Source organism: Frankia sp. CcI49 (assembly GCF_001983215.1).
GTDB classification, from domain to species: Bacteria; Actinomycetota; Actinomycetes; order Frankiales; family Frankiaceae; genus Parafrankia; species Parafrankia irregularis.
The window spans coordinates 1-26,448 of sequence record NZ_MOWP01000031.1 but is presented as its reverse complement, the minus strand read 5'-3'; the positions used below and the strand labels follow the sequence as shown (position 1 = coordinate 26,448).

Annotated in this window: 24 protein-coding genes; 12 read left to right on the top strand and 12 right to left on the bottom strand. The window is 73.3% G+C overall.

All coding sequences use genetic code 11. The features are described 5' to 3' along the window. Nucleotides 1–20: 20 nt before the first annotated feature. The gene (locus CcI49_RS27360) at nt 21–1,202 is read right to left on the bottom strand and encodes a CaiB/BaiF CoA-transferase family protein (RefSeq protein ID WP_054567055.1); all 1,182 of its coding nucleotides are present in this window, start codon (nt 1,200–1,202) and stop codon (nt 21–23) included. A 218-nt stretch (nt 1,203–1,420) separates the two neighbouring features. Then, a complete protein-coding gene (locus tag CcI49_RS27355; protein WP_076830726.1) occupies nt 1,421–2,359 on the bottom strand; it encodes an RNA polymerase sigma-70 factor in 939 nt (312 codons plus the stop codon). Between the two features lie 330 nt (nt 2,360–2,689). On the opposite strand from CcI49_RS27355, the gene CcI49_RS27350 reads away from it, so the two are divergent. Further along, nucleotides 2,690–3,175 carry a carboxymuconolactone decarboxylase family protein gene (locus tag CcI49_RS27350; protein ID WP_054567292.1) on the top strand — a complete coding sequence of 162 codons (486 nt, stop codon included), beginning with the start codon at nt 2,690–2,692 and terminating at the stop codon, nt 3,173–3,175. A gap of 129 nt (nt 3,176–3,304) precedes the next feature. Here the strand turns inward: CcI49_RS27350 and CcI49_RS27345 are convergent, their stop codons facing one another. Then, nucleotides 3,305–3,895: a DUF3099 domain-containing protein gene (locus CcI49_RS27345; RefSeq protein WP_054567053.1), complete on the bottom strand. Its 591-nt coding sequence runs from the start codon at nt 3,893–3,895 to the stop codon at nt 3,305–3,307. A gap of 303 nt (nt 3,896–4,198) precedes the next feature. Here CcI49_RS27345 and CcI49_RS27340 point away from each other — a divergent pair, with 303 nt between their 5' ends. Genes CcI49_RS27340 through CcI49_RS27325 form a run of 4 tightly spaced genes read left to right on the top strand, consistent with a single transcriptional unit; the run spans nt 4,199 to nt 8,308 of the window. Then, nucleotides 4,199–5,356 (top strand): glycosyltransferase family 1 protein, encoded by a 1,158-nt coding sequence (locus CcI49_RS27340; RefSeq protein ID WP_198955642.1) that lies wholly within the window; start codon nt 4,199–4,201, stop codon nt 5,354–5,356. Beyond that, a complete protein-coding gene (locus CcI49_RS27335) occupies nt 5,353–6,540 on the top strand; it encodes a glycosyltransferase (protein ID WP_054567052.1) in 1,188 nt (395 codons plus the stop codon). Before CcI49_RS27340 ends, CcI49_RS27335 begins: the two co-directional genes overlap by 4 nt. A gap of 13 nt (nt 6,541–6,553) precedes the next feature. Continuing rightward, nucleotides 6,554–7,510, top strand: a complete 957-nt coding sequence (locus tag CcI49_RS27330; protein ID WP_054567051.1) for an SGNH/GDSL hydrolase family protein — start codon at nt 6,554–6,556, stop codon at nt 7,508–7,510. A 30-nt stretch (nt 7,511–7,540) separates the two neighbouring features. Then, complete coding sequence (locus CcI49_RS27325; protein WP_054567290.1) at nt 7,541–8,308, top strand: hypothetical protein; 768 nt, start codon at nt 7,541–7,543, stop codon at nt 8,306–8,308. A 47-nt stretch (nt 8,309–8,355) separates the two neighbouring features. Here the strand turns inward: CcI49_RS27325 and CcI49_RS27320 are convergent, their stop codons facing one another. The 4 genes from CcI49_RS27320 to fabG form a co-directional block, all read right to left on the bottom strand. Next, nucleotides 8,356–8,871, bottom strand: a complete 516-nt coding sequence (locus CcI49_RS27320; RefSeq protein WP_054567050.1) for a DUF3090 family protein — start codon at nt 8,869–8,871, stop codon at nt 8,356–8,358. A gap of 18 nt (nt 8,872–8,889) precedes the next feature. Further along, entirely contained in the window at nt 8,890–10,254 is a 1,365-nt protein-coding gene (locus tag CcI49_RS27315) for a ferrochelatase (protein WP_054567049.1), read from the bottom strand. A gap of 42 nt (nt 10,255–10,296) precedes the next feature. Continuing rightward, nucleotides 10,297–10,602 (bottom strand): hypothetical protein, encoded by a 306-nt coding sequence (locus CcI49_RS27310; RefSeq protein WP_054567048.1) that lies wholly within the window; start codon nt 10,600–10,602, stop codon nt 10,297–10,299. A 366-nt stretch (nt 10,603–10,968) separates the two neighbouring features. Then, nucleotides 10,969–11,685, bottom strand: a complete 717-nt coding sequence (gene fabG, locus CcI49_RS27305; protein WP_076830722.1) for a 3-oxoacyl-ACP reductase FabG — start codon at nt 11,683–11,685, stop codon at nt 10,969–10,971. 96 nt (nt 11,686–11,781) lie between these two features. Between fabG and CcI49_RS27300 the strand changes: the two genes are divergently transcribed. The 3 genes from CcI49_RS27300 to CcI49_RS27290 all read left to right on the top strand — a co-directional run bounded on the left by CcI49_RS27300 (nt 11,782) and on the right by CcI49_RS27290 (nt 16,030). Then, on the top strand, nt 11,782–12,090 hold the full coding sequence (locus CcI49_RS27300; protein WP_054567046.1) for a DUF167 domain-containing protein: 309 nt from the start codon (nt 11,782–11,784) through the stop codon (nt 12,088–12,090). A gap of 12 nt (nt 12,091–12,102) precedes the next feature. Then, nucleotides 12,103–15,036 carry a pyruvate dehydrogenase gene (locus CcI49_RS27295; protein WP_076830719.1) on the top strand — a complete coding sequence of 978 codons (2,934 nt, stop codon included), beginning with the start codon at nt 12,103–12,105 and terminating at the stop codon, nt 15,034–15,036. Between the two features lie 268 nt (nt 15,037–15,304). Continuing rightward, the gene (locus CcI49_RS27290) at nt 15,305–16,030 is read left to right on the top strand and encodes a DUF5701 family protein (RefSeq protein WP_054567044.1); all 726 of its coding nucleotides are present in this window, start codon (nt 15,305–15,307) and stop codon (nt 16,028–16,030) included. A gap of 135 nt (nt 16,031–16,165) precedes the next feature. Here the strand turns inward: CcI49_RS27290 and fabI are convergent, their stop codons facing one another. The 3 genes from fabI to CcI49_RS27275 all read right to left on the bottom strand — a co-directional run bounded on the left by fabI (nt 16,166) and on the right by CcI49_RS27275 (nt 18,728). Next, a complete protein-coding gene (gene fabI, locus CcI49_RS27285; RefSeq protein WP_006539242.1) occupies nt 16,166–16,939 on the bottom strand; it encodes an enoyl-ACP reductase FabI in 774 nt (257 codons plus the stop codon). 68 nt (nt 16,940–17,007) lie between these two features. Then, a complete protein-coding gene (locus CcI49_RS27280; protein WP_076830715.1) occupies nt 17,008–18,222 on the bottom strand; it encodes a cation:proton antiporter in 1,215 nt (404 codons plus the stop codon). A gap of 23 nt (nt 18,223–18,245) precedes the next feature. Next, a complete protein-coding gene (locus CcI49_RS27275; protein WP_006539240.1) occupies nt 18,246–18,728 on the bottom strand; it encodes a TrkA C-terminal domain-containing protein in 483 nt (160 codons plus the stop codon). A 439-nt stretch (nt 18,729–19,167) separates the two neighbouring features. On the opposite strand from CcI49_RS27275, the gene CcI49_RS27270 reads away from it, so the two are divergent. Beyond that, complete coding sequence (locus CcI49_RS27270) at nt 19,168–19,686, top strand: PGPGW domain-containing protein (RefSeq protein WP_076831127.1); 519 nt, start codon at nt 19,168–19,170, stop codon at nt 19,684–19,686. Here CcI49_RS27270 and CcI49_RS27265 read toward each other — a convergent pair. After that, the gene (locus CcI49_RS27265) at nt 19,680–20,081 is read right to left on the bottom strand and encodes a hypothetical protein (protein ID WP_054567041.1); all 402 of its coding nucleotides are present in this window, start codon (nt 20,079–20,081) and stop codon (nt 19,680–19,682) included. The two genes, CcI49_RS27270 and CcI49_RS27265, sit on opposite strands and share 7 nt — an antisense overlap. Before the next feature lie 212 nt (nt 20,082–20,293). Here CcI49_RS27265 and CcI49_RS27260 point away from each other — a divergent pair, with 212 nt between their 5' ends. Continuing rightward, nucleotides 20,294–22,183 (top strand): glycoside hydrolase family 15 protein, encoded by a 1,890-nt coding sequence (locus tag CcI49_RS27260; protein ID WP_054567040.1) that lies wholly within the window; start codon nt 20,294–20,296, stop codon nt 22,181–22,183. A gap of 296 nt (nt 22,184–22,479) precedes the next feature. Then, complete coding sequence (gene lhgO, locus CcI49_RS27255) at nt 22,480–23,763, top strand: L-2-hydroxyglutarate oxidase (protein WP_054567039.1); 1,284 nt, start codon at nt 22,480–22,482, stop codon at nt 23,761–23,763. A gap of 49 nt (nt 23,764–23,812) precedes the next feature. On the opposite strand, the gene CcI49_RS27250 is transcribed toward lhgO, so the two are convergent. After that, nucleotides 23,813–24,838 (bottom strand): 2-dehydropantoate 2-reductase, encoded by a 1,026-nt coding sequence (locus tag CcI49_RS27250; protein ID WP_083749377.1) that lies wholly within the window; start codon nt 24,836–24,838, stop codon nt 23,813–23,815. A 233-nt stretch (nt 24,839–25,071) separates the two neighbouring features. Here CcI49_RS27250 and CcI49_RS27245 point away from each other — a divergent pair. Further along, nucleotides 25,072–26,448 (top strand): aminotransferase class V-fold PLP-dependent enzyme (locus CcI49_RS27245; protein ID WP_083473287.1); only part of this gene is annotated, 1,377 nt, incomplete at its 3' end.

The following is a 26,448-nucleotide window of genomic DNA, read 5'->3' as shown; positions in this document are numbered from 1 at the left end:
CCGTCAGCCCCTTCGAAACGTCAGATCGCGCCGTCGGCGCGCAGTCCGGCGATCTCCTCGGTGGAGAGATCGAGCTCGCGCAGGATGGTGTCGGTGTGCTCCCCCAGCGCCGGAACCGGGTCCAGGCGGGCGTTCTCCCCCGGGAACTCGACCACCGGCCGGGACTGCCGGACCGGGCCCACCGGCGAGCCGATCTCAACCCAGCGTTCACGGGCCGCGAGCTGGGGATGCGCGAGCACGCCCGCGACGGTGTTGACCCGCGCGTAGGCGATGCCCGCGGCGTCCAGGCCCGCCTCCAGGTCGGCGGTGCCCAGCTTCGCGACCTCCGCGGCGACCACGGCGTCGGTCCCCTCCCGGTTGCGCACCCTGGCCACGTTCGTCGCGAACGCGGGGTCGTCGACGAGCTCCGGGCGGGCGAGCGGGCCCTCGGCCAGCCGGCGCCACTCCCCGTCGTTCTGCACCCCGATCAGGACGTCGTCACCGTCCGCCGTGCGGTAGGCGTCGTAGGGCGCGATCGACTGGTGGCTGATGCCCGACCGGGCCATCTCCTGCCCGGTGTGCTCCACGGTCTGCACCGGGTAGCCCATCCACTCCGTCAGCGCGTCGAGCATCGCGACGTCCAGCGCCGCGCCGGCACCGGAGCGCGCCCGCCGCAGCAGCGCGGCCAGCACGGCCTGGATGACGTAGCTGCCCGCGGCGACGTCCCCGGCGGCGAAGCCGGCCTTCGCCGGCTGCTGCGGGCTGCCCGTGACGGCGATCAGCCCGGACTCGGCCTGCACGAGCATGTCGTAGGCCTTGCGGGCTCGATACGGCCCGGCCGGACCGTAGCCCGACACGTTCACGGCGACCAGCGCCGGGTGGCGGCCGACGAGCGTCTGCGCGTCCAGCCCGAGGCGGGCGGCGGCACCCGGCCCGAGGTTCTGCGCGACGACGTCGGCACGGGCGACCAGCAGATCCAGCACCTCGCGGGCGCGCGGCACCTTCAGGTCCAGCGTCAGCGACTCCTTCGAGCGGTTGAGCCAGGAGAAGTGCGCCGACATCCCACCGCGCACCGCCCGGTCGTAGTCCCGCGCGAAGTCACCACGCCCCGGACGCTCGACCTTGATCACCCGCGCGCCCAGCTCGGCGAGGTGCCGGGTCGCGAACGGCAGGGCCACGGCATGTTCCAGACTGACGACGGTCACACCCTCAAGCGGAAGCACGCAGGTCAGGCTAGCGCCGCCCGCACCCGCCAGACCGCGGATCGATGCAGGTGGACAGGCCCTTTACGGCACAGAAGGGGAACCGGTCCGACGCAGCGGCGGAAATTCGGCCAGATCGCCCACCGACGACCTCCGGCGGCGGTGTCGAGGAGTGGATCCGCGGCCGAGGCCGAGTGCGGGCAGGGGGCTGGAGCTGCCGCGCTCGCTGGTGGCCACGCTCAGCGGCGAAGGGCGGTCTCCCGCTCGATGCGCGACAGCTTCTCGGGATTGCGGACGACGTAGAGCCCGGTGATGAGGCCGTCGTCGATGCGTACCGTCACGACGCTGTCGATCTCACCGTCGAGCCGGAGGACCAGCGCCGGGTAGCCGTTGACCTGTACCTGTTGCAGCGACAGGACAGCGCCGAACCTGCCCAGCCCGGCGGCCAGCAGCCGGGCTACCTTGCCCGCTCCGGCGACAGGGCGCAACACGGCCTTCCTGACCCCGCCGCCGTCTCCCAGCAGGACGATGTCCGGGGCCAGGATGTCCAGCAGGTTCTGCAGGTCGCCGGTCTCGACCGCCCGTTGGAACGCGTCGAGCGCGCCCCGGGTCTCGGCCGCGGAGACGACCGCGGCCGGACGGCGTGCGGAGACATGCGCCCGCGCCCGGTGTGCGATCTGGCGGACCGTGGCCGGGCTCTTGTCGACGGCTGCCGCGATCTCGTCGTACCCGAAGTCGAACACCTCGCGCAGCACGAACACGGCCCGCTCGGCCGGCCGAAGCGTTTCCAGCACCAGCAGCATCGCCATGGAGACGCTGTCGGCCAGCGCGACGTCCTCGGCCACGTCGGGCGCGGTCAGCAACGGCTCCGGCAGCCAGGGGCCGACATAGGACTCCCTGCGCCGGCCGAGCGTGCGCAGTCGGTTCAGTGCCTGACGGGTGGTGATCTGCACCAGGTACGCCCGCGGGTCCCGCACCGTGGCGAGGTCGACGCCTGCCCAGCGCAGCCAGCTCTCCTGGAGGACGTCCTCCGCGTCCGYGGCCGAGCCAAGCATCTCGTAGGCGACCGTGAACAGCAGGTTGCGGTGCGCGACGAACATCTCGGTGGCGGGGTCTGGCGAGCCGTCCTCCTGCTTCGGGCTCCCACCGTCGGGCGTCATCGACGAAGTACCGGCCATGGGCAACTCCTGTTCACGCGCGGCTGGACCATCCATGAGACGCCAGACCCCACCGGTTTGTGACACTCAGGCAGCCCTTCCGCCGTCCGCTTCCCCGCCAGGCGACGACGGGACCGCGGGGTGGACGCCGGGGCCGGTCATCGCCGATGGACGACCGGCCGGGCCGGTCGCGACCGCGGCCGATGCCGGCTGATCCGCCGATCGCGATCCGACGGCGACAGCGACCTGTGGCCCAGATCACAAGGCCAGGTCGTCACGGAGACCGGGGTCGCCGGCATCTGGTGTTCGTCCGGTGCGGCAGCACGCGACACCACGAGTGAGGACGACATCATGGAAGCCCGATTCGACATGTTCGGCAACGAGCTCGCCACCAGGTTCGGCAAGCGGTTCGCGAACGCCAGCCTGGTGATCCACCAGTCGTCGCTGCCGAAGCCCACCCAGGAGCTGGTGTCGCTGCGGGCCAGCCAGATCAACGGCTGCGGCTTCTGCGTCGACATGCACACCAAGGAGGCCGCGGCTGCCGGTGAGACCTCCACCCGGCTCCACCTGGTCGCGGCCTGGCGCGAGGCAGACGTGTTCACCGAGGCCGAGCGGGCCGCGCTGGCACTCGCCGAGGAGGGAACCCGGCTCGCCGACGCCCACCTCGGCGTATCCGACGAGACCTGGGCGCAGGTCCGCAAGCACTACGACGACGACCAGATCGCGGCCCTCGTCTGCCTCGTCGGCCTGATCAACGCGGCCAACCGGATGAACGTGATCATGCGTACCCCGGCGGGTGGCTACCAACCCGGCATGGCCGCCAGCTTCGCGAACTGACCGGGGGTGCCCCGGCCGGGGCACCCCCGGCCGGGCCTGCGCGTCCAGCGGCTACGACACCCGACCAGCGCCCAGGTGGCCAGTGCCCAGGTCACAGGTGAATGGCCTACCCGGTAGATCACTCACGTCTCAGTGCCCAGGGCCGCCGGCCGCGGGCCCGGCATCCGGCTCCCGGGCGGGCTGGGGGCTGTCAGCGAAGGTTGATGCGACAACGACCGCATCGATAATCGTCCCCGCGCCGGCGGTGCCGCCCGCGCCGCGACGCTCGGATCCCGGATCGACGTCATCGCCACCGCCGGGCTCCGCGGGGCCACCCGGCACGCTGTCCGCAACGCCCACCTGGACATCATCATCGTGATGATCCACCGAGTCGGGACCGGTCGCCGCCGGCGGCGGGTCGCCCGACTGCTCCCCGTCGACCACCGTGGCGTCGACGATGGTGTGGCCGGCGGCCAGGGAGAGCGGCTCGGCGGTGGTCGCGTCCTTGGCGACGAAGCCCGCCTGGCGACGGTCGGACGGTGCCGGCCCGCCGTTGGCGACCACGACCGCGATCCAGGGCAGGATCACGGCGAGGGCCACCGCGACGATGCGCAGCCAGCCGGAGAACGCGACGACGGCGAGCACGAAGCAGACCACCCGGACCAGCATCGTGAGGACGTAGCGCTGCTCGCGCCGGCGGATCTCCTCCGGCCTGGCCTCAGCCGCCGAAGTGATCAGCACGGGCTCGCCTCGTCGCCACCTCACGTCAACCGCCGCCTGCCCATGTCGACCGATCACCCCACCGGGACCAGGCCAGCCGCCCGGCAGGGCCAGCAGGCCGAGAGTGGGTCGTGCCCCTTGGACATCCTGCCCACTCTCGCCCGCGCGATACAACGATCCGTGGCGCGAGATCGGACACCCGACGCCGATCACGGGCGCCGGACCCGGCCATAAGTTCCCGTCGCACCAAGTAGTGTCCGAAAGTTTACGCGGCGGACGGATTGTAGTCCTCACGTGGGCGCCGGTCGCTGCCACCGTGCTCGTGTGCGAGTCGCGGTGGTAAGTGAGTCGTTCCTGCCTCAGATCGACGGTGTGACGAACTCCGTGTGCCGGGTGCTGGAGCATCTGCGCGACACCGGTCACGAGGCCCTCGTCATCGCGCCGGCGCCGGCGCCGGCGGCTCGCCGCACCGCGCCGCGCAGCTATGCCGGGGCGCCCGTGCTGTGGAGCCCGTCCGCGCCGATGCCGGGCTACCCCGAGTTCCGCTTCGCGACGCCGTGGACGGGACTGCCGGCGGCGCTGCGCGAGTTCCGTCCGGACGTCGTCCATCTGGCCGCTCCGGCGGGTCTGGGGGCCCAGGCGGCCTACGCCGCGCGGCGGCTCGGGGTGCCGAGCATCGCCGTCTACCAGACGGACATCGCCGCCTTCGCGACCCGCTACGGGCTGGCGCTGGCCGAGCGGACGATCTGGCGCTGGCTGGCGACCGTCCATCGGCTCGCCAGCCGCACGCTGGCGCCGTCGTGGGATGCCGTCGACACGCTGCTGTCCGAGGGCGTGCAGCGGGTCGCCCGGTGGAGCCGTGGCGTCGACCTCGAGCGCTTCAACCCCGAGCACCGGGACGAGGAGCTGCGGGCGAGGCTGGCGCCGAACGGGGAGGTCCTCGTCGGCTATGTGGGGCGGCTGGCTCGGGAGAAGCGGGTCGAGCTGCTGGTAGGGGCCGCCGGCCTGCCCGGCGCCCGGCTGGTCGTCGTCGGCGACGGCCCGTGCCGGCCGGCGCTGGCCCGGGCGCTGCCGGAGGCGGCCTTCCTCGGCTTCCGCACCGGCACCGAGCTGTCGGCCGCCATCGCCAGCCTGGACGTCTTCGTCCATACCGGGATCAACGAGACGTTCTGTCAGGCCGCGCAGGAGGCGAAGGCCAGCGGCGTCGCGGTGGTCGGCCCGGCGGCCGGCGGCCTGCTCGACGTCATCGACCACGAGCGGACCGGCCTGCACTACGCCCCCGGGGACCCGGTGTCGATGCGCCGCGAGGTGCTCCGCCTCGTCGAGGACGCCGAGCTGCGGACCCGGCTCGCGACGGCGGCGCGGGCCTCGGTCGCGGGCTGCACCTGGCACGCGATCGGCGAGGAGCTGCTCGGGCACTACCGGGACGTCCTGGGCACCCGGCTCCCCACGACCACGACGAGCGACAGGTGGCGACGATGAGGATTGTTCAGGCGGCGAGCTTCGTCGCGCCCGCCTCCGGCGGGATCCGGACGACCCTGCGGCACCTCGCGACGGGATACACCGCCGCCGGCCACGAGGTGGTGCAGATCATTCCGGGAGTTGCGGACAACGAGGAGCGCACGCCACACGCACGGATCATCACCCTGCGCGCGCCGTTCCTGCCGCGGACCGGCTACCGGATCCTGGCCGACCCGCGGCGGGTGGCCGCGGTGGCCGAACAGGTCGGCGCGGACCGGATCGAGATCCACGACCGGGCGACGCTGCGCCCGCTCGGCCGGTGGGCCCGCCGGGCCGGCGTCCGTTCGCTCGTGGTCAGCCACGAGCGGCTCGACCGGCTGCTGAGCCTGTGGACGCCCGCGCCGCTGCGCGGGGTGCTGCCCGTCAGCTCCGCGGCCGACCACTCCAACCGCGCGCTCGCCGCCGCCTTCGACACGGTGGTCGCCACAACCCGCTGGGCCGCCACCGAGTTCGTCCGCATCGGCGCCGAGAACCTGGCCCAGGTGCCGCTGGGCGTCGAGCTCGAGCGGTTCACCCCCGCCAACCACGACCGCACGCTGCGGCGCGCGTTCGCCCGCGACCGGGAGATCCTCATCGTCGCGGCGACCCGGCTCTCGCCGGAGAAGCGGGTCGACATCGCGCTGTCCGCGGTAGCCGAGCTGGTGCGCCGCGGGGTGCCGGTCCGGCTCGTCATCGCCGGCGACGGATCCAGTCGCGGGCGCCTGGAGCGGATGGCGACCGGGCTGCCGGTGACCTTCCTCGGGTTCGTCGCGGACCCGGCCCGCCTCGCCGGCCTGCTCGCGACCGCCGACCTGGCGTTCGCGCCCGGCCCGATCGAGACCTTCGGGCTGGCCGCGCTGGAGGCGATGGCGAGCGGCACCACTCCGGTCGTGAACCATTCCAGCGCGCTGGCCGAGATGGTCGCCGGGACGGGCGACGGCCAGGTCGCCGGTCTGAGCGCCGCCGGAACGGGGTTCACCTTCGCCGACGCCGCGATGGAGCTGCTCGCCGTCGACCCCGACCACCGCCGTGAGGCCGCCCGCCGCCGGGCCGAGCAGTTTCCCTGGGAGGCGACCATCACCGGCTTCCTGCGGTGCCACGACGCCGAGGCGCCCACTCCCCCGGCCAGCGAGCCGGCCCCGACGCGCGACCCGCTCGCCGCCTGACGTCCTTCACACCGTGACCGAGACCGGGCGCGCCGCCGGCGCCGACATCACCGTCCACACCCACGACGCGCGGTGGCTCAGCCCCGCCGGCGGCCCGTCCGGCGGCACCGCTGGCAGCACTGCGAGCAGCACCGCCGGGTCGCCCGCTGGCGGCGCGGCGGGCGACACGAACGGGCTGCTGCGCTTCGTGGCACTGGGCGACAGCCTCACCGCCGGTCTGGGTGACGGCGTCAGCATGGGCCGCGACCGGGGCCCGGCCGCCCTCGCCGGCCGGGGCTTCGCCGCACTGCTCGCGGCCACCCTGGCCCCACCGGGGCATGTGCACTACGAGAACCTGGCCCGGACGGGCGCCACGGCCCGGGAGGTCCGCGTCCGCCAGCTCCCGGTCGCGCTGGCCCTGCGGCCCGCGCTGGCGTGCGTGGTCGCCGGCATGAACGACGTCTTCAAGCCGACGTTCGACCCGCTTCGGCTGCGCCAGGACCTGGTGTGGAGCATCGGCCGGCTGCGCACCGCCGGAGTGGTCGTGCTGACCGCGAAACTGCCCGACCCGGGTGGGCTGCTCCCCCTTCCGGGCCCCTTCGCACGGTTGCTCACCGAACGCGTCGGGCACCTCAACGCCGCGATCGACGCGGCCGCGGCGCGGGACCCCGGGGTGCTCGTGGTCGATCTCGGCCAGCATCCCGCCATCCACCGCCGGTCGACCTTCGACGTCGACCGGGTGCATCCGGGGCCGCACGGACATCGCCTCATCGCACGCGCATTCGCCGAGAAACTGCGGGAGAGCGGGATGATCCTCGCCGACCTGCCGGATCCGCACCATGAGCCCCCACCGCCGGGGACCTTGGACCATCTCCACTGGGTCGTCACGATCGGGATTCCCTGGCTGGCGGGTCGCACGCGGGTCATCCGGCGAGATCCACCGGCAAGAAACCACGGTTTCCGGCGGCTCGGCACCGCGTCGGGCCGGTGAATTCCCTACGGTAGGCATGTGCTTGCCGACATGCCCGCCTCCCCTCGCTCAGGTGTCCTCGCTGGATGGGGCAATGCCTGGCTGGCTGGACTCGTCGGCCTCGACGACGTGATCACCCGGGTGCACGAGGCCCTGGGCAGCGGCGCACCGCACACGCTCGGCGACGAGCCGCTGGTGCTCGGCCTCGGTGCCCTGCGCCGCGTCGGGGCCGAGCGGATGCGCCTGGTCCTGCCCGTGCCCGGCGATGTCAGCAGCCTGCCTGGCCCGTCCGACCTCAACCAGGACGCGCTGACCGCCGGGGAGGCACTGCTGGTGATCGGGCCGAACCCGCCGCTGGCGCTCGTCCCGTCGGTCGTCGTGCACGGCCCGGCCGTCGAGGGCGTGATGGAATCCGTCCACTGGCGGGTGCTGCGGGCCGCGCGCGTCCCCCCGCCGCCGGCGGGCCTGCGGGCCGCCGACCACGAGCTCTCGGTGGCGATCAGGCAGACCACGGCGGCACTCGTCGATCTGGACATCGCCAGCGCACGGCCCCAGGTGCTCGCGCTGCTGCGGGACCGCGGCGAGCCCGAGCCCGGGCCCGGGCTGGGCCCCGGCTACCCGCCGAACGCGCACGCCCTGCTCGCCCGCGCCGAGCGGCTCGCGGAGCTGTTGGAGCTCGCCGCGCTCGACGACGGCGCCGCCGTCACCGCGAGCGAGATCGGCCGCCGCTCCGACGCGCTGCGCGGGCTGTCCGCCGCCGTCCGCCGGGCCTACGAGGCCGCGTACGACGCCTTCGACCCCGCCTACGCCACCCGCTGAGCGCCAACGCCGCCCGCTGAGCGGCGGCCAGTTCAGATGGGGGCAGATCAGTTCAGACGGGGACAGAAATGCCCGGACGGATCGTCGGGCCGCCCGCACAGCACGCACGGCGGGCGCCCGGCGGCGACGATGCTGCGGGCCCGTTCGATGAAGGCCTTCGTCTGCTCGATCGACATGCCGACACGCAGCGAGTCGACCTCGCTCTCGCTCTCCGCGACCCGGGCCTCCCCGGCCGCCAGACCGGCCGCCTCGACGAAGACCCGGTGACCATCCCACGAGACGGTCAGCTGGCCGAGGTGGAAGTCCTCCTCGAACGGTGCGTCCAGCGGGGCGAGGTCGACCTCGACCTCGGCTGCGGTGGGCAGCGGGATCCCCTGCGTCTGGCCCACCTGGCCGAGCAGCGCGGTCAGCCCTTCGGCGAGCGCGGTCACCTCGGTCTTCTCGAGCCCCACCGTGACGAGCTGGCCGCGGGCCGCGGCCTGGAGGAAGAACGAACGGTCCCCGGGCTGCCCGACGGTTCCGACCACGAACCGTTCCGGCGGGTCGAACACAAATCGCTGCATGTCTCGGATCGCTCCGTCTTATTCGCCTGCGGGAGGTGAGTCGGGCCGCGCGACGCTTGCCCGCTCCTCCACCAGTATCGTCGCTTCATCGCCGGGTCGGCCATCCGCGGGCCCCGGGTCGTTCGGCTGCCCGCAGGGCCCGGGCCCTGACAGACCGGGACGCCCGTGCCCCCGCCCGCACAGATCCGCCGGCACTCCGGCGGCTGCCGGGCGCCTCACACCCGGCCGGCCGTGCGCGCGGGTGCCCGCGCCGCCCGTCATCACCGCCCGGGAGCCGTTCACCCCCGTCCTCGCCCAGAACGCGAGCGGCCCGGCCGGGTCACAGCAGTGCAGCGGGCAGACGTCGTGCGCGGGGCCCTCCTCGCTCAACGCCGGTCGATCCCAGTCAGGATGCCGCCGCTCGGCGAGGAGGTCGGCCACCATGTCGACGAAGCGCGGGTCCGTCCCGACGGTGCCGGCGCGGGCCACGGCGATGCCGTGCTCCCCGGCGGTGCGGACCGCCTCGACATCCAGATCGTAGACGACCTCCATGTGGTCGCTGACGAAGCCGACCGGCACGATCACGGCGGCCTGCTCGCCGTCCTCGGCGAGCACCGCCAGGGCGTCGTTGATGTCCGGCTCCAGCCAGGGCGCACCTGGTGGGCCGCTGCGGCTGCAGAAGGCGAGCTGCCACGGATGCGAACGGCCCAGCCGCGCGCCGACCCGAGCGGCGATCACCTCCGCGGTCGCCCGCAGCTGCCGTTCGTACGCGCCACCGTCGGGACCGCTCACCACGGCCTGCTCGAGCGGGAGCGCATGGGCGGTGAAGACCAGCCGGGCGCCGTCCCGGACCTCGGCGGGCAGCGACCCGACCGCCCGGACGCAGTGATCGACCATCGGTTCGACGAAGCCGGGGTGGTCGAAGAACAGCCGCAGCTTCACGAGGTCGGGTGCGCCCGGGCCCACCTGCCGCAGCGCCTCGGCCAGGTCCTCGCGGTACTGCCGGCAGCCCGAGTACGACGCGAACGCCGCCGTGACGAAGCAGGCCGCCCGGCGCACGCCGTCGGCGCGCATGCGAGCCACCGCGTCGGCCAGGTAGGGCGCCCAGTTGCGGTTGCCCCAGTAGACGGGCAGCGGCGCGAGACGTTCGCGCAGCGCGGCGAGCAGCGCCCGGTTCTGGTCGTTGATGGGGCTGCGCCCGTCGAAGTGATCGTAGTGCGCGGCGACCTCGGCGAGACGAAGCTCGGGTACGGCCCGGCCACGCGTCACGTTCCGCAGGAAGGGCATGACGTCATCGGGCCCTTCGGGGCCCCCGAAGGAGACGAGGAGCAGCGCGTCCACATCCAGCCCACCCGGCCCACCGCGGTCAGCACCCGCGCGGTCAGCACCCGCGCCGTTCGTCACCCTGTCCTCCTTCCCACTCCTGTGATGGTCACCGGCCCTCGGTCAGCGTGGTACCCGCTCCCGGATCTCCTCCAGATAGGACGGGAAGTACCGGGAGATCGTCGAGAGGTCGAAGGCCTGGAGGATCGCTGTCGCCGGCTCGCGGGCGAGCAGGTAGCCGAAGGATTCCCGCACCAGCGCGACCAGCGCCGCGTCATCGTCGGGGTCGAGCTCCAGCGCCGTGATCACCTCGTCGTCCACCCGCACGCGATAGGAGAAGGTGAGCCCGTGCACGCCGGGCGCCGTCTCCTCCGCGACCTCCACCTGGTAACCACGACCGCCCGCCGGTTCGACCTTGATCACACCCATCGCCGCCACCTCCGAGCATCCGCGTGTCGCCCGGCCTACCCCGCCGGTGGCGCCGGCTTTCCAGCCGCCTCGCCGCTTACCACCGTGGCCTATCCTGCACGCCGCGTCGACCGCTGGCCCGGACAGATCTGCGCCGGTGCGCGGGACCGCCACCATTCGGTGATCGACATCGGCCGACGACCCGTCAACCGGCCCGTCGACGACCGCGCGGGGCCGGGGTCGACCGGATGCTCGGCCGTTCGGCCGCCCTGGGCAGCCAGGCCGGCCTGGCCGGCCCATGGTGGCCAGCCAACCGGTGGAACGCCGCGGGGCGGTGAAAGGCGCCGGGCCGCGGAAGGGTCCGGGTGGTGGAAGGTGCGGAAGGGGTCAGTGGCCCATGCCCGCGCCGCCGTCGACCGGGAGCACCGCACCGTTGATGTAGGCGGCGCCGGGTGAGGCGAGGAACACCACCGCCGCGGCGACCTCCGCCGGCTCGCCCATCCGCTTGGCGGGGGTGGCGGAAACGAGGTACTCACGCTGGGCGTCCGTCAGCGCATCGGTCATGTCGGTGCGAATCGGGCCGGGAGCGATCACGTTGGAGGTGATCCCACGTCCGCCGAGCTCGCGCGCCAGCGACCGCGCGAAGCCGACCAGACCGGCCTTGGAAGCGGCGTAGTTCGACTGCCCGGGACCGCCCGAAAGCCCCACCACCGACGAGACGAAGATCAGCCGGCCGGAGCGCTTGCGGATCATGGAGCGGGAGGCGCGCTTGGCCACCCGGTAGGCGCCGAGCAGGTTGGTGTCGACGACGTCCTGGAAGGCCTCCTCGGACATCATCGGCAGCAGCGTGTCACGCACCATGCCCGCGTTCGAGACGAGGATCTCGACGGACCCGAGCTCCGCCTCGATCTCGGCGAAGGCCTTGTCGACACTGTCCGCGCTCGTGACGTCGAGCCGAACGCCGAACATCCCGGCCGGCGCCTCGCCACCGCGGCTGGCCACCGCGACCCGGTCGCCCGACGCGGCGAGCGCCGCCGCGCAGGCCGCCCCGATCCCGCGGTTACCGCCGGTCACCAGTGCCACTCGACCTTCGTTCTCGACCATGGGCCGGATCGTAACCGTCAGGCGGGAAGCAGGCGGCAGGTGGCGCCGGTGACACTCGCCCGCCCTCTGCACAGACGCGTCAGGGACGATAGCCGGGTGCACGTTGCCATCCGGGTTCGTCCCGCCTCCGACCGGACCGCTGTGGGGCCGGTGACCACCGACCCGATCCACGGCCAGCTGCTGGTCGTACGGGTACGGGAACCCGCGGTCGAGGGACGTGCGAACGAGGCCGCCCTGCGCGCGATCGCGCAGGCGCTGGGGGTGCGGCGAGCCGATGTGACGCTGAGCCGCTCGATCGGGAGGGTCAAGTTCGTGGCCGTGGACGCGCCGGACGACATCGTCGCCGCGAGAGTCGCGGAACTCGCGCAACATTCCACTCCGCCTGCACGTCTGGACTCCCGGTAGTTCGTCGACGCGATGGGACGCAGACGTGGATTGCGCAGGACGGACGTCCGGGCCGGGGAGCACGGGTACGGCTACGGCGGGCGTGACGAGGTGACACTCGGCGCGGAGGGTTCACCGCGGCCCGCCGGCGCTGTCGACGACGAGACCGGGCCCCGCCGCGTCGCCGTTCCCGGGAACGGCGACGTCCCCGGGAACGAGGCCGCCGCCGGGAGCAGGCCCGAATCGAGGCCGGAATCCAGGCCCGAAACCGTTCCCGGGAGTGGGGCCGCCGCCGGAACCGGGGCATTAGGCGTTCCCGGAGGAATGCCGGGAGGCGTTCGGGAAACCGGGGCCGGTGGCGCAGGCGGGGCCCACGCGGTCGACGGCGGCTCCGGCGGCGACCTGGTGCGGCCCGATGATCCGTCCGGTGCAGCGGAGATCGTTCCTGGGCCTCCCGGTGGTGTACTCGACCTGGGGGCCCTGGCCGCCATCGAGGAGCGCCTGCGAGCGCTTACCGCGGCTGGCATCGACCACGCGGTCGCGACCGGCTCACGCGGGCCACGCGGAGCCGACGCCGACCGGGCGATGGGCGCGGCTGCCGCCACGATCGCCACGGCGCTGTGGTTCGACACCCTCCGGGTCGAGGACAGGGTTTCCGCCACACCGCATGCCGGGCCCCTGCTCGGCGCCGTCCACCAGGTGCTGCGGGGCGCCACGGTCGACAGCACAGCCAGCACCCACAGCACAGGCGTTGCAGGCGGTGCCGACAGCGCAGGCGGCGCGGCCGGTACGGCGCCCCCTGCCATGCCCACGGCGGCGAGGAAGTCACCACGAGCGACCGGCGTCGGCAACATCGGGCCGAACGGGACGATCTGGTCGGCACTGGCCGGCCGCTTCGCCGGTCAGCGTTTCGACCGGGCCCCACAGGGACGACAGATCTGCCTGATCGACTTCGCGGAGCTGCGTGACCCCGCGGTCTGGGAGGCGATCGCCGACGAACGGATCTCCCACCTGGGCGAGCTGTTCTGGGTGGTTCTCGTCACCGGCGCCCCGACCGCCGGCATCGGCGGCGGCGCCGGATTCGCCGAGCCGACCGCGCCGGCCGGCGGAGTCGGGACACCCGCGCGCGCGGCACGGATGTTCGAGGCGGCCGGCTGGCAGGTGCTGACGCTGCGGTACGGCCGCCGGCTCAGCGCGCTCTTCCGCGCCCCGGGTGGTGCGGCGCTGCGTGCCCGCCTCGACGCGATGCCGCCCGGCGAGTACCTTTCGCTGCTTCTCCTCGAGGGTGCCGAGCTGCGGCGCCGGCTCGCCGGGCCGGGGGCCGGTGGCGTCGGGGTGAGCCGCCTGCTCGACGCACTCAGCGACGAGGAGATCCTGTCGGCGCTTCGTGACCTCGGTGGCCATGACCTGCCTCTGATCATCGACGCCTTCGACGAGGTCGCCGCCGACCGCCCCACCGTGCTCTTCGCCTTCACCGGCCCGTTGCCGAGCCCGGCGCGACCGCCGGCCCCGCAATCCGTCCAGGACGCGCAACCCGTCCAGGACGCGCCGCCCGCCTGGGAGGCGCAGCCCGCCTGGGACTCGCAGCCCTCCCCGGCGCCGGACACGCGGCCGTCGTGGGACGCGCAGTCCTCCGCGCCGCATCCCGGCGACGCGCCGGTGGGACCGGGCCGTGAGCTGGTCCCGGGACCGGGCCGCCGGCCGGTCGTGGCGCTGCCCCCAGCCTCACCGGGTGGTCGCCTCGCCCGGCACGTGGCGGCGTACCTCGACCGCGTTCCACCGGCCCTCGCCACCCCCGCGACGCTGCCGGTCGACACCGGACGTCCCTTTCTGGGGCACCGGTCGACCCAGGAGGTCTTCGGCGCCACGCTGCGGGACCTGCCGGCGCTGGCACCGGAGGCCGCCGCGGCGGTGGTGACGGTCTCGACCCGCGAGGCCGACCACGTCCTGACCGGCTGGATCGACGCGACAGCCGAGAACGGCGAGGAGAACGGTGCGAACCGGGCCTCGCCGGTCCTGCGCGGCACGACCGACCCCGGCGGCGCGGGTGGCGCGGGTGGCGGGCGCCATGTCGCCGGTGGGCTGTCGGCCACGGCGTTCGGCGGTGTGCTGGCCTCCCTCGGTGTCGCCTGGAGCAGGCTCGGCCTGCCGCTGCTGCCGATCGGTGTGGCCGACGAGATGGCGGCCCCGCGGGTGCTGCCAGGCTGGTCGACCAGCAGCGCCGGTGACGGGCGATCGTTGCTGGCCGTCGCGGACACCGGAGTGGACCCGGTCCGGCCGGGCGGCTGGCGCCACGGCCTGGTCGGCGTCGAGGGCATCACCTGCTGGGAACCGGCGTTCGCTCAGGATCTGGTCTGGTGCCTGTTGGAGGCCCTGGGTCGGCTCGGGCGTGTCGACGGCGCGTCCAGCCTGGTCCGGCTCAGCGCACGGGTGGTGGACCAGCGCCTGGCCGGCCTGTCCACCGACCCCACGGCCTGGTGGCGGCGGCGCGCCGGTGCGCTGGCCGGCGGCTACCGGCTGCGCGACGGGGAGCCGGCGGCTCCGCTGACCCTGGTCGGGATGGGCGCTGTGATGCCGGAGGTGCTCCGGGCCGCGGACGAGCTCAGCGCGGGCCTGCGCCGGGAGATCGGCGTGGTCTGCGTGACCTCGCCCGACCTGCTGTTCGACGCGCTCTCGGCCCGGCGAGGTCTGGCGGACGCCGACGACGCGATCCTCACCGAGCTGTTCCCACCCGGCCGGCGTGGCCCGCTGCTGACGGTCGTCGACGGTGACCCCAGGGTGCTGGGCTTCCTGGCCGGCGTACACGGGGAGCACATCACGACGCTCGGCTCGGCCAGGCCGGTGGCGTATCCGGCGCCGTCGCCCGGTTTCCCCGGTGGCTCACCCGCCGGCGGCCGGGTTCCGGTGGACACGGCGACGATCGTGGGAGCGGCCCTCGACCTGATCGACGAGGCCGCCACCGGCTGACCGCGCCACCAGCTGACCACGCCGCCCGACACGACCAGGCCGCCCCGGCGCGGCCGGGCCCGCCCGCCCGCCGCGACCGGGCCGTGTTTCCGACACAGCATGCAGCGGCGCCACCCCTTTCCGTGGCTGCCCATCCCGACAACCGCCGGAACCCCCTGGGAACACTCGGCGTTGTGGGTGGGACGTCCGGTCACCGACCCGGGTTCCACGCCGGTGACCGGCGTCTCACACCGCCACAGATCGTCCAGGGAAACCGAGGGGATGCCGCATGCCGAGCCGCGCTGCGACGTTGAGCACCGCCGCGCGAAGCGCCTCGTTCGATCCGGGCACGGACGGATCCGCCGCCTGGGCCGATCCGCTCGACCAGGCGTTCAACAGGCAGGTAGCGGGACTGGTGCGGTTGGGATACCCGGCACTGGCCGGCCTGGAGGCCACGGACTTCGAGGCGCTCTGCGAGCCGCTGCGGACCGTGGCCCACGCCGCCATGCCCGGCCCCTACCGCCCCGCGACCCGTTCCTGGGTTCCGTTCGTCCTGGTCGTGTCGGAGGAGCTCGTCCGGGCCGAGGACATCGTGCCGTTGCTCACCCTCTCCGGCCGGGCCGACGCCGGGACCGTGGACCGCAACCACGGTGAGGGAGGACTCGCGCCCTACCGACCACTGCCGATCCTCAACCTGCCGCGTTCGGACGTCTATCTGCTGACCGACGTCGAACGCGGTGAGGAGTTCCGCGGGATCCGACCCGCGGACGCGCTGCCCGCCGTGCTGGAGCGCAGGCGCACACCGCTGACGATCCACGAGGGCATCGCCCTGGTCACCCATTTCCCGGAGGTGCTGGAGAAGAACAACTGCTTCATGCTCTCCGGATCACGCCGGGGGGACCGGAGGGTGCCGGCGATGTGGATCTCGGGGCGGGCACCGAAGCTGGGCTGGTGCTGGGAGGGCAACCCCCACACCTGGCTGGGGACGGCCTCCGCCGCCGCCCGGCACGCCTGACCACTGCCCGCATCGGAACACCCGCGCGGACCTGATCCGACTCGGCCCGCCCGACCTGCTCAGCCCACCTGATCTACTCGGCCCGTCCACCCGTGCCGGCCGCGGCACGGGTGGACGCACGGGTGGACGGCCCGGTCACACCCCCACGGCGTGGAAGCCACCGTCGACGTGCACGATCTCACCGGTGGTCGCGGGGAACCAGTCCGACAGGAGCGCGACGCAGGCCTGCGCGGCCGGCGTCGTGTCCTGGATGTCCCAGCCGAGCGGCGCGCGGGTGCCCCAGACCTCCTCGAACTGGCCGAAGCCGGGGATGCTCTTCGCCGCCATGGTGCGCAGCGGGCCGGCCGAGACCAGGTTGACCCGGACCCCGCGCGGGCCGAGGTCACGCGCCAGATAGCGGGTGGCGGAGGCGAGTCCGGCCTTCGCGACGCCCATCCAGTCATACGAGGGCCAGGCGACGGTGGCGTCGAAGTCCAGGCCGACGATGCTGGCCCGCTCACCGAACAGCGGCAGGGTCGCCCGGGTCAGCGACGCGATCGACCAGGTGGACACCTGCAGGGCGGTTCCCACCTCGGACCAGGCCGCCTCGACGAACGGCTTCCCACCCAGGACGGACTCCGGTGCGAACCCGATCGCGTGCAGCACGCCGTCGAGCCCGTCGACGTGTTCGAGGACCTTGGCGGAGAGCCCGGCCAGGTGCTCCTCGTCGGTCACGTCGAGCTCGATGACGGGAGCCTCGACGGGCAGGCGGCGCGCGATGCGGCGGGTGAGCGACAGGCCGCGGCCGAAACCGGTGAGCACCACCGAGGCGCCCTGTTCCTGGGCGATGCGGGCGACACTGAACGCGATCGACGCCTCGGTCAGGACACCGGTGACGAGAACGCGCTTGCCTTCGAGAAGTCCGCTCATGGAACGTCATCCTGCCAAACATCGCGGGCGGTTCCCGCCACCGGGGCGAAGTTGCGCCGCCGATTTCCTCAGACGTCGCCGGTGACGGTGGGTTCCGACGACCGCCGTGTCTGTGACCAGCGGCGGAAGGTCCGCACGGTCGGTTCCACGAACCGGGCCGCGAGCGGGCCGAGGACCGCCATCAACAGCACATAACAGGCCGCCAGCGGGCCGAGCTTCGCGTTCACCCCGGCGGCGACGGCGAGACCGGCGATGACGATCGAGAACTCACCCCGGGCGACGAGCGCCGCCCCGGCCCGGTAGCGGCCCATCGACGCGATGCCGGCGCGCCGCGCCGCCCACCAGCCGGTGGCCACCTTGGTGATCACGCCGGACACGGCGAGCAGCGACGCGGCGGGCAGCGCCGGCGGGATCTGCGCCGGGTCGGTCTGCAGGCCGAAGACGACGAAGAAGACCGCGGCGAACAGGTCACGCAGCGGTGTCAGCACCTCCCTCGCACCCACGGCGACCGGCCCGGACAGCGCGATACCCACCAGGAACGCGCCGACCGCGGCCGAGACCTGCATCCGCTGGGCGACCCCGGCCACGAACATGGTCAGGCCCAGTGACCGCAGCAGCAGCACCTCGTCGTTGCGGTCGGACCGCGCGCTGTAGACCAGCAGGGTCACCTTCTCGCTGTGCCGCAGCGCGATGTACAGGACGGCGACGAGCGCTCCGAGCGCCACCGCGACGGTCAGCGAGCCGCGGGCGAGCGTGTGATGGGCCAGCAGCGCGGTGAGCACCGGCAGGTAGGCGGCCATGGCCAGGTCCTCCAGCACCAGTACCGAGAGCACCACCGGCGTCTCCCGGTTACCGATGCGGCCGAGGTCTCCCAGCACCTTGGCGATGATCCCGGACGACGAGATCGCGGTCACCCCGCCCATGACCACCGCGGCCAGCGGCCCCCAGCCGAGCACGAGTGCCGCGACCACACCGGGCACGGCGTTGACCGTCAGGTCGAGCACCCCGGCGGAGGCCTGTCTGCGCAGGCCGTACAGCAGTTCCTCGGCGGTGTACTCCAGCCCGAGGGTGAGCAGCAGCAGGATGACGCCGAGCTCGGCGCCGATCTCGATGAACTCCTCGCTCGCGCCCAGCGGCAGCAGGCCGCCGTGCCCGAAGGCCAGGCCGGCGACGAGGTAGAGCGGGATCGGCGAGACGCTGAAGCGCGACGCGAGGTGACCCAGCACTCCGAGCACGAACAGGACGGCGCCCAGCTCCAGGAAGGTCGTCGCGGTGTCGTGCACGGGTCTGCGGTCGCTCCCTTCGGTCAGCCCTCGCGTAGCAGTCGGCCGACGGCCGTGGTGTTCTCCGGGGTGCCGACGACGACCACCACGTCCCCCACGCTGAACCGGAAGTCCGGGCGCGGGGAGGCGAGCACCTGGTGGTCCCGGACGACGGCGACGATGGACGCACCGGTCCGGGTGCGTGCCTGGGTGTCGCCCAGGAGGCGGTTGGCGTACGGCGAGCCGGCGAGGATCTGGATCTGGTCACCGACGAGCCCGGCGAACGCCCGCGAGATGTCCGCGAGCTTCTCCACGATGTGCGGGGCGCCGAGCAGCTCGGAGAGAACGTCTCCCTCCTCCGCGGTGAGCGTGATCGACTCGCGGGATGCGTCCGGGTCCTCGGCATCGTAGATGACCAGGTCACGACGCCCGTCATGGCGAGTCACGACACCGAGCCGGCGCCCCGATCGGGTACTGAAGTCGTGCCGCAGCCCGATTCCCGGCAGCGGGGTCTCCTCGACGTCCACTCATTTCCTCCGTCAGCACTGACGCCCGTGCTCCGGGTGCACCCGATGCCCGGGGCGATCTTCGGCCCCCGCTCCACCGTCGCGCGGGCGTCCACCACCTTCAAGGCATCCACGACACCGGTGACATCACGGGCACCCCTGCATGAGTGACGCAGACACCATGCCCGTGAGTTCCACCCGCCGTCAGATTAGCCCGGTGGGTCCGGCGAACCGGGTTGGCGGACCCACCGGACACAACGCCGCAGTCGCACGACCGACAACCCGTGCGACCGAATCCACTCCCCGCCAGGGGGCGCCATCGCGCACACTCCAGGGAGGACAACCCGGCAACCAGCCAGGATGCGGGAACGCCGCACGCGGGACGAGCCGTTGATCCGGGGAGCCCGCGCACGCGGGCGTGAGACACAGGCCCACCACTCGGGCCGAAGGGGACGACATCGTGCTCAATCGAAGCGGCCGGCKGATCCGGCGGATCGTCCTGACGGTGGTCGGTCTGGCGGTTCTCGGGCTCGGTGTGGCGATGCTCGCGCTGCCCGGCCCCGGCTTCCTCATCATCGCCCTCGGCTTCTTCATCCTCAGCCTCGAGTACGAATGGGCCCGGCACCGGTTCGAGCAGGCGCGCCAGAAGGCGGCCGACCTGGCGGACCAGGCCGCCGCCAACGCGCTGTCCAGCGCCTTCACCATCGTGTTCGGGCTCGGCATGATCGCCGCGGGGGTCGCCTGGATCGCCGTCGACACGCTGCCCGCCTCGTCGCCCTGGTCGGGCGGCAGCCTGATCTTCTCCGGCCTGGTGGTGCTGGCGACCATGATCGTGAGCCTCTGGCAGGCCAGGCAGGCCCGGGAGGCCGGGCTGCCCACCCCCGCCGAGCTGCTCGACCAGCGCGAGCGGGAACGAGAGCAGGCCGAGCACGAGACCAGGCCCGGCCACGAGCAGGCCGGCGAGCGGGCCGACTACTGACCCTGCGTGAACTCGCTCATACCCGTCACCTTCGGCTGCGCCTGCACACAGCGGTAGATCGCCGCGCGGTCCACCGAGGAGGCCTGCGAGATGTCATAGCGCAGCGGATAGACCCGGCTGGTCGCGAGACCGTTCCTGTCCGGTGGCTCCTGGATCGCCTTGCCCACCGTCGGGCAGGCGGCCCGCACGGCCTCCTTCTCCGCGGTGGTCGCCTCCGGGTCGAAGACGACGACCGCCTCCACCTGCGGCGGCGGGCCGGCCACGATGGCGTAGACACCGAAGGCCACCAGGCCGGCGGTTGCCAGCGCCCCCAGCACCACCGCCGTTCGGCGGCGCGGGTCCGCCAGATAGTCCAGCGTCTGGCGAATCCAGGTCGGACGGGAGGTCGTCGTCATCAGGCGGTTCCTGTCACCACGGGGCACGAATTCTGGTCCGGTGAAGTCTCTCGGTGACGGACACCGGTACCCCCAACGTAAACCGTGCGCGGGGTCCGTAAGGTGAACGACCTTGTGCGGCGTAGCACTGGCAGCCAGTTCCCCCCACCTGGCGTAACCCGCTCACGACCGTCAGACGACCGAGGTACCGACCCGAGCTAGGAGAACAAGCCGTGCCATCCCTGATCGAGGATTACGCGCTGATAGGAGACACACATTCGGCGGCGCTGGTCTCGCGCGACGGCTCGATCGACTGGCTGTGCCTGCCTCGGTTCGACTCACCGGCCTGCTTCGCGGCGCTGCTCGGTGACAACGAGTCCGGCCACTGGCGGATCGCGCCGACCGAGCCGGTGCTGGGGATCAGCCGTCGCTACCGGGGMGACACGCTGGTGCTGGAGACCGACATGACGACGGCGTCGGGCACGGTCCGCATCGTCGACGCCATGTTCCCCCGGGCGGGCGCGCACGTCGTCCTGCGCCTGGTGGAGTGCCTGGAGGGCACCGTCCGGATGCGTTCGGAGACGCGTTTCCGGTTCGACTACGGCTCGATCGTGCCCTGGGTGCGCCGGCTCGACGAGCACTCCGTCGCCGCCATCGCCGGGCCCGACTCGGTGACACTGTGGACCACCGCCCCGATGGAGGGGCACGACATGGCCACCTACGCCGAGTTCAGCGTGTCGGCGGGGCAGTCCGTCCCGTTCTCGCTGACCTGGCGGCCCTCGCACGAACCGGCGCCCGCGCCGCAGGACATCCGGCGGATGATCAGTCAGACCGAGGCCTGGTGGTCGGACTGGATGGCCGGCTGCACCTACGACGGCCAGTGGCAGCCCGCCGTGCGCCGGTCGCTGATCACGCTCAAGGCGCTCACCTACGCGCCCACCGGGGGAATCGTCGCCGCGGTCACCACGTCGCTGCCCGAGCACATCGGCGGCGTCCGCAACTGGGACTACCGCTACTGCTGGCTGCGCGACGCCACGATCACCCTGCTCGCGCTGCTCGACGCCGGGTTCACCAGCGAGGCGACCGCCTGGCGGGAATGGCTGCTGCGGGCGGTGGCCGGCGATCCGTCGCGGGTGCAGATCATGTACGGGGTCGCGGGCGAGCGCCGGCTGCCCGAGTACGAGGTCCCGTGGCTGCCGGGCTACGAGAACTCCTCCCCCGTGCGGGTGGGCAACGCCGCCGTCGACCAGTTCCAGCTGGACGTCTACGGGGAGGTCCTGGACGCCCTGCACGTGGCCCGGATGGCGGTCGCCAACCGCCGGCCGGGTTCCGCCCGGGACCTGTTCCTCTCCGGGATCCACTCACCCGAGGACGACGGCCGGGACGACTCCTGGCAGCTGCAGACCAAGCTCATGGACTTCCTGGAGACCGGCTGGCGCAAGACCGACGAGGGCATCTGGGAGGTGCGGGGGCCCCGCCGGCACTTCGTCCACTCGAAGATCATGGCCTGGGTCGCCGCCGACCGCGCGGTGCGGGGGATCATCGAGTCGGGACTGCCCGGGCCGGTCGACCGCTGGTCCGCGCTGCGCGACGAGATCCACCACGAGGTGTGCGCGCGCGGCTTCGACAGCGACCGCAACACCTTCACCCAGTACTACGGCTCGAAGGAGCTCGACGCCGCGCTGCTCTACATGTCGCTGGTCGGCTTCCTGCCGGCGACCGACCCGCGGGTCGTCGGCACCGTCGCGGCGATCGAGCGCGAGCTGATGGAGGACGGGTTCGTGATGCGCTACCCGACCGCCGAGGACGGTGCCGTGGACGGCCTGCCCGCCGGCGAGGGGGCCTTCCTCGCCTGCACCTTCTGGCTCGCCGACAACTACGCCCTGTCCGGCCGGGTGCACGAGGCCCAGGAACTGTTCGAGCGCCTGCTGTCGCTGCGCAACGACGTCGGGCTGCTCGCCGAGGAGTACGACCCGAAGCTCGGGCGCATGACGGGCAACTTCCCCCAGGCGTTCAGCCACGTCCCGCTGGTCAACACCGCACGGACGCTCACCGAGGCGCTGCGCGGTCGGCCCCGCTCCCGCGCCGACCGCGCGCACCCGCCGGGCCACTTCTTCGGCTGAGCCTTCTCCGTCGTCGGCTCGGACCCCCGGCGTGCCTGGGGTGGGCCGTGAGACGAAAAAGCCGCACGGAGGCGGCAGCCGGGGACGGTCACGCAGGGTGCACCGGGATACTGGACCGAGGTCGGGCCCAGCCCCGGGCACTCGGGGCACCGGTGCCCCGAGTGGTGGCAAACCCGAGTGGTGGCAAAGCAGTGGCCGCGGCCGCGACATGGCAGTGGCAAGAGCAGTGGCAAGAGCAGTGGCAGTGGCAAGAGCAGTGGCAGTGGCAGTGAGTGGGACGAGTGGAGGCGGCACGGGTGGCGGAGCGGATCGCGGTCATCGGCGGCGGGATCCTGGGCCTGGCAGTTGCCCGCCGGCTCGGGCAGGTCGTGCCCGGATCGACGGTCACCGTGTTCGAGAAGGAGCACGACGTCGCCCAGCACCAGACCGGGCGAAACAGCGGCGTCGTGCACGCCGGCCTGTACTACAAGCCGGGCTCGCTCAAGGCGACGCTGTGCCGGCGCGGGGTGGGGATGCTTCGCGAGTACTGCGAGTCCCGCGGCATCCGCTACGACGAGTGCGGCAAGGTCGTGGTCGCCGTCGACGACAGCGAGCTCGACCGGCTCGCGGACATCGCCGGGCGCGCGGAGGCGAACGGTGTGCCCGACACCCGCATGCTGGACGCGGCCGAGCTGCGCGCGATCGAGCCGCATGCCCGGGGCGTCGCCGCGCTGCACTCCCCCACCACCGCGATCGTCGACTACCCGGCCGTCGCGCGGGCCCTGCGCGCGGACATCGTCGACGCCGGTGGCACGGTCCGCACCGGTGCGGAGGTGATCGGCGTCGACGACGGCGCGGCCGGTGTGCGGCTGCGGGTGCGGGTCCGGGGCAAGGCATCGATCAGGCCGAACGGCACCCGGCACACGGCCACCAACGACAACGGCCTGGTGGAGACGGTCTCCGAGTCGGTCGGGCCGTTCGACCTGCTGATCTCGTGCGCGGGCCTGCACTCGGACGAGGTCGCCGCGCTCACCGGCGAGGACAGCTCGCCGCGGATCATTCCCTTCCGGGGTGACTACTGGCTGCTGCGGCCCGAGCGCCGTGGTCTGGTGCGTGGCCTGATCTACCCGGTGCCCGATCCGCGCTACCCGTTCCTGGGCATCCACCTGACCAAGCGGGTGGACGGGGAGATCCTGGTCGGCCCGAACGCCGTCCTCGCCACCGCCCGGGAGGGCTACACCCTGGGCACCTTCGACCGGGGCGACCTGCGCCAGACCCTGGCGTGGCCGGGCTTCCAGAAGATGGCGCGGACGCACTGGCGCACCGGCGCCAAGGAGATGCTGCGCACCGCGAGCAAGCGGGCGTTCGTCGCCGAAGCACGGCGGTATGTGCCCGAGCTGCGGTCCGCCGACGTGGTGCGCGGGCCGGCCGGCGTCCGCGCCCAGGCGGTCGCGCGGGACGGCAGCCTCGTCGACGACTTCGTGCTCGCGGTGCGCGGGCGCGTCGTCCACGTGCGCAACGCGCCGTCACCGGGCGCCACCGCGTCGCTGGCCATCGCCGAGCACATCGTCGCCGACGCCGTCCCCGAGCGCGCCTCCTGATGCTTCTCCCTGCCTGACGTCAGCCCTTCGGGCGTCGATGTTCCTGCCGTCACTCCTCGGGGCCGGCGGCCACGTTGATGGCGGCGAGCAGGGGCAGCAGCGCGGAGCAGGTCGGGGTCGCCACCCCGACCTGCGCACCGATGCGGACGACGGCGCCGATCAGCGCCTCATGCTCCAGCGGGCGCCCCGCCAGCCGGTCACGAAGCATCGAGGTCCCCGCGCCCGCCGGCTGGTTGCAGATCCGGTCCAGGGTGCGTTCGGGGGCGTCCGCGGGCAGCCGTGCGCCGTCCGACCGGCCCACCGCGGCGGTCTCCCGCATCACCGCCAGCGCGAGCGCGCCGACGTCGGGACGCCGCATCACCTCCAGGCCACGGCTGGTCAGGGCGGTCAGGGAGTTGGCCGCGCTGTTGCTGAGCAGCTTCGACCAGGCGGCGGTGACGACGTCGTCGACGAGGCGGACGTCACCCACCGGCAGGACCCGGGCGAACCGCTCACCGAGCGCGCAGTCGGGCACCTGGAGCACGCCGTATGCCAGATGCCGCACGACGCCCGGCCCGGCCAGCTCCGCGTTGATGTAGACCACGGCGGGCAACACGCTGTCGTGGGGCACCGGCGGGCTGACCTGATCGGCCTGGCGCACACCGTTCTGCGCGACGACCACGCCGACGTCGCGACGAAGCTCCAGGGCCGCGTGCAGCCAGCCCAGGGCGGCGGGGGTCTGGTGCGCCTTGGTGGCGACCACCACCCAGTCCACCGTCTGGCCCAGCTCGGCGGGATCCGTGATCACCCGCATCGGCCGCTCGGTGGCCGGGCCGTCCGGCGCGCTGACGACCTGGACCCGCTCGAAGCCACCGCGGCGGGCGCAGAGGACCACCTGGGCGCCGGCCTCGCTGGCGCGTGCGGCGAGGTAGGTGCCGACCGCACCGGCCCCGACGACCGCCACCCGCGCCGGCCGCGGGCGCTCCGCTTTCAGACGCTCATCCAGCAGGCGCTCCGGCCCGTTCCCCGGCCGGTCGCCCGGTACCACCCGCCCCTGGAACACGGCGGCGTCCCGCCCTGGCGCCGTCGCTGTCATACCGCCCGCCCCCGCCCGAGGAGCCCCGCCGGCGGCGTGGTGGTCTCCGCCCCGAGGCGGTACGGCGATCCGGGCCGGACACAGACAGACATCCGCGCAGAATAACGAAGCTCCGGGCTCCGATCCGCCCGCGCCGTCGCCCCGGGCGACCTGGGCGGCGCGCCCACCTGCCGCCATGGACAACTCCGACGACAGGGCTTTGCGGCCACACGGACGGCTGCGAGACTGACGGGGTGGATCAGACGCCACCCGAACCGGACGTCGTGGCAGCCCCGACCGGCCGGCCGGACAGCGCGACGCCGCTGGTGCCGCAGGCAGAGCTCGGCCGGCGATGGCGCGCCGCCCGGGCGCAGGATGGCGTTCTCCACCTGGATGCGGCGGCGGCCAGCCGGCCGAGCATCGCCACGATCACCGCCCAGGTGGACCATCTGCACCGGGAGGGCCTGGTCGGCGCGTATGTCGCCGAGATGGAGGCCGCCGAGGCCCTGGCGGAGGCACGCGGCCGGCTCGCCGCGCTGTTGGGGCCCGGGCTCACTGCCGACGATGTGGCCTTCCAGTATTCGGCCACGACGGGTTTCGGGGCACTGCTCGCCGCGTGGCCGCTGCCGCCCGGATCACGGATCGGGGTCGTGCCCGGTGACTACGGCGCGAACCTGTTGCTGCTCGCATCCCGGGCGGCTCGGGACGGGCTGGAGCTGCTCGAGCTGCCGGTCGACGAGCTGGGGCGGATCGACCTCGGCCGGCTCGACCGCGCGGGGCTGCGCCCGCCGGGCGGCGGTGCCGGCGGGCGCGGCGGTACCGGCCTCGAGGATCTTGACCTGGTGACGTTCCCGCAGGTTCCCAGCCAGCGTGGGGTGGTCCAGCCCGCGGTGGAGGTGGCAGCCCGCTGCGAGGCGGCCGGAGTCGATCTGGTTCTCGACGTCGCGCAGTCACTCGGCCAGGTCGACGTCACCGGGATCGCGGCGTCAGCCTGGACCGGCACCTCGCGCAAATGGCTGTGCGGCCCGCGTGGCGCGGGCTTCGTCGCGGTGCGACCCGAGGTCGTCGAGCGGCTGGGCGTCGGAGCCCCCAGCCTGTACTCCGCGCATCCGGTGGGCATGTGGGATCCCGGCGGGCGTCCCGAGTCAGCCGGGGCAGCCGGGCGTCCGTTGGCGGGCATGGCGAGGCTCTCGGTGGGGGAAGCCTCGGTGGCGAGCCGGGTCGGGCTGGCCACCGCGCTCTCGGAGCTGTTCGCCGAGGACCTCTCGGCGATGCGCACCCGGATCGCCGCACTCGCCCGGCACGCACGCCGGGCGCTGGACGGGGTCGCCGGCTGGCGGCTCGGGGAGGAGGCCGACTCCCCCAGCGGGATCGTCACGCTGCGGCCGCCGCCGCACGCGGACCCACTCGCCACCTCGCAGGCTCTGTACCGCCGGGCACGGATACTGACCAGCCCGATCCCGGTCGGCCGGGCGCCGGAGCTGACCGGGCCCGTGCTGCGGATCAGTGCCCACGTCGACACCATCCCCGCCGAGATCGATCAGCTCGCCGAGGCGCTCGACCGGTGGGGCCGCCCGGACGACGACCAGGAAGCCACCCCGGAGACAACCTCCGTGCGACAAATCTCCCCG

Coding starts and splice junctions, on each gene's coding strand:
- CcI49_RS27350 (WP_054567292.1), top strand. CDS start 2,690: ATGGAAGCCCGATTCGACATGTTCGGCAACGAGCTCGCCACCAGGTTC.
- CcI49_RS27335 (WP_054567052.1), top strand. CDS start 5,353: ATGAGGATTGTTCAGGCGGCGAGCTTCGTCGCGCCCGCCTCCGGCGGG.
- CcI49_RS27325 (WP_054567290.1), top strand. CDS start 7,541: ATGCCCGCCTCCCCTCGCTCAGGTGTCCTCGCTGGATGGGGCAATGCC.
- CcI49_RS27320 (WP_054567050.1), bottom strand. CDS start 8,871: ATGCAGCGATTTGTGTTCGACCCGCCGGAACGGTTCGTGGTCGGAACC.
- CcI49_RS27310 (WP_054567048.1), bottom strand. CDS start 10,602: ATGGGTGTGATCAAGGTCGAACCGGCGGGCGGTCGTGGTTACCAGGTG.
- fabG (WP_076830722.1), bottom strand. CDS start 11,685: ATGGTCGAGAACGAAGGTCGAGTGGCACTGGTGACCGGCGGTAACCGC.
- CcI49_RS27295 (WP_076830719.1), top strand. CDS start 12,103: ATGGGACGCAGACGTGGATTGCGCAGGACGGACGTCCGGGCCGGGGAG.
- CcI49_RS27290 (WP_054567044.1), top strand. CDS start 15,305: ATGCCGAGCCGCGCTGCGACGTTGAGCACCGCCGCGCGAAGCGCCTCG.
- fabI (WP_006539242.1), bottom strand. CDS start 16,939: ATGAGCGGACTTCTCGAAGGCAAGCGCGTTCTCGTCACCGGTGTCCTG.
- CcI49_RS27265 (WP_054567041.1), bottom strand. CDS start 20,081: ATGACGACGACCTCCCGTCCGACCTGGATTCGCCAGACGCTGGACTAT.
- CcI49_RS27250 (WP_083749377.1), bottom strand. CDS start 24,838: ATGACAGCGACGGCGCCAGGGCGGGACGCCGCCGTGTTCCAGGGGCGG.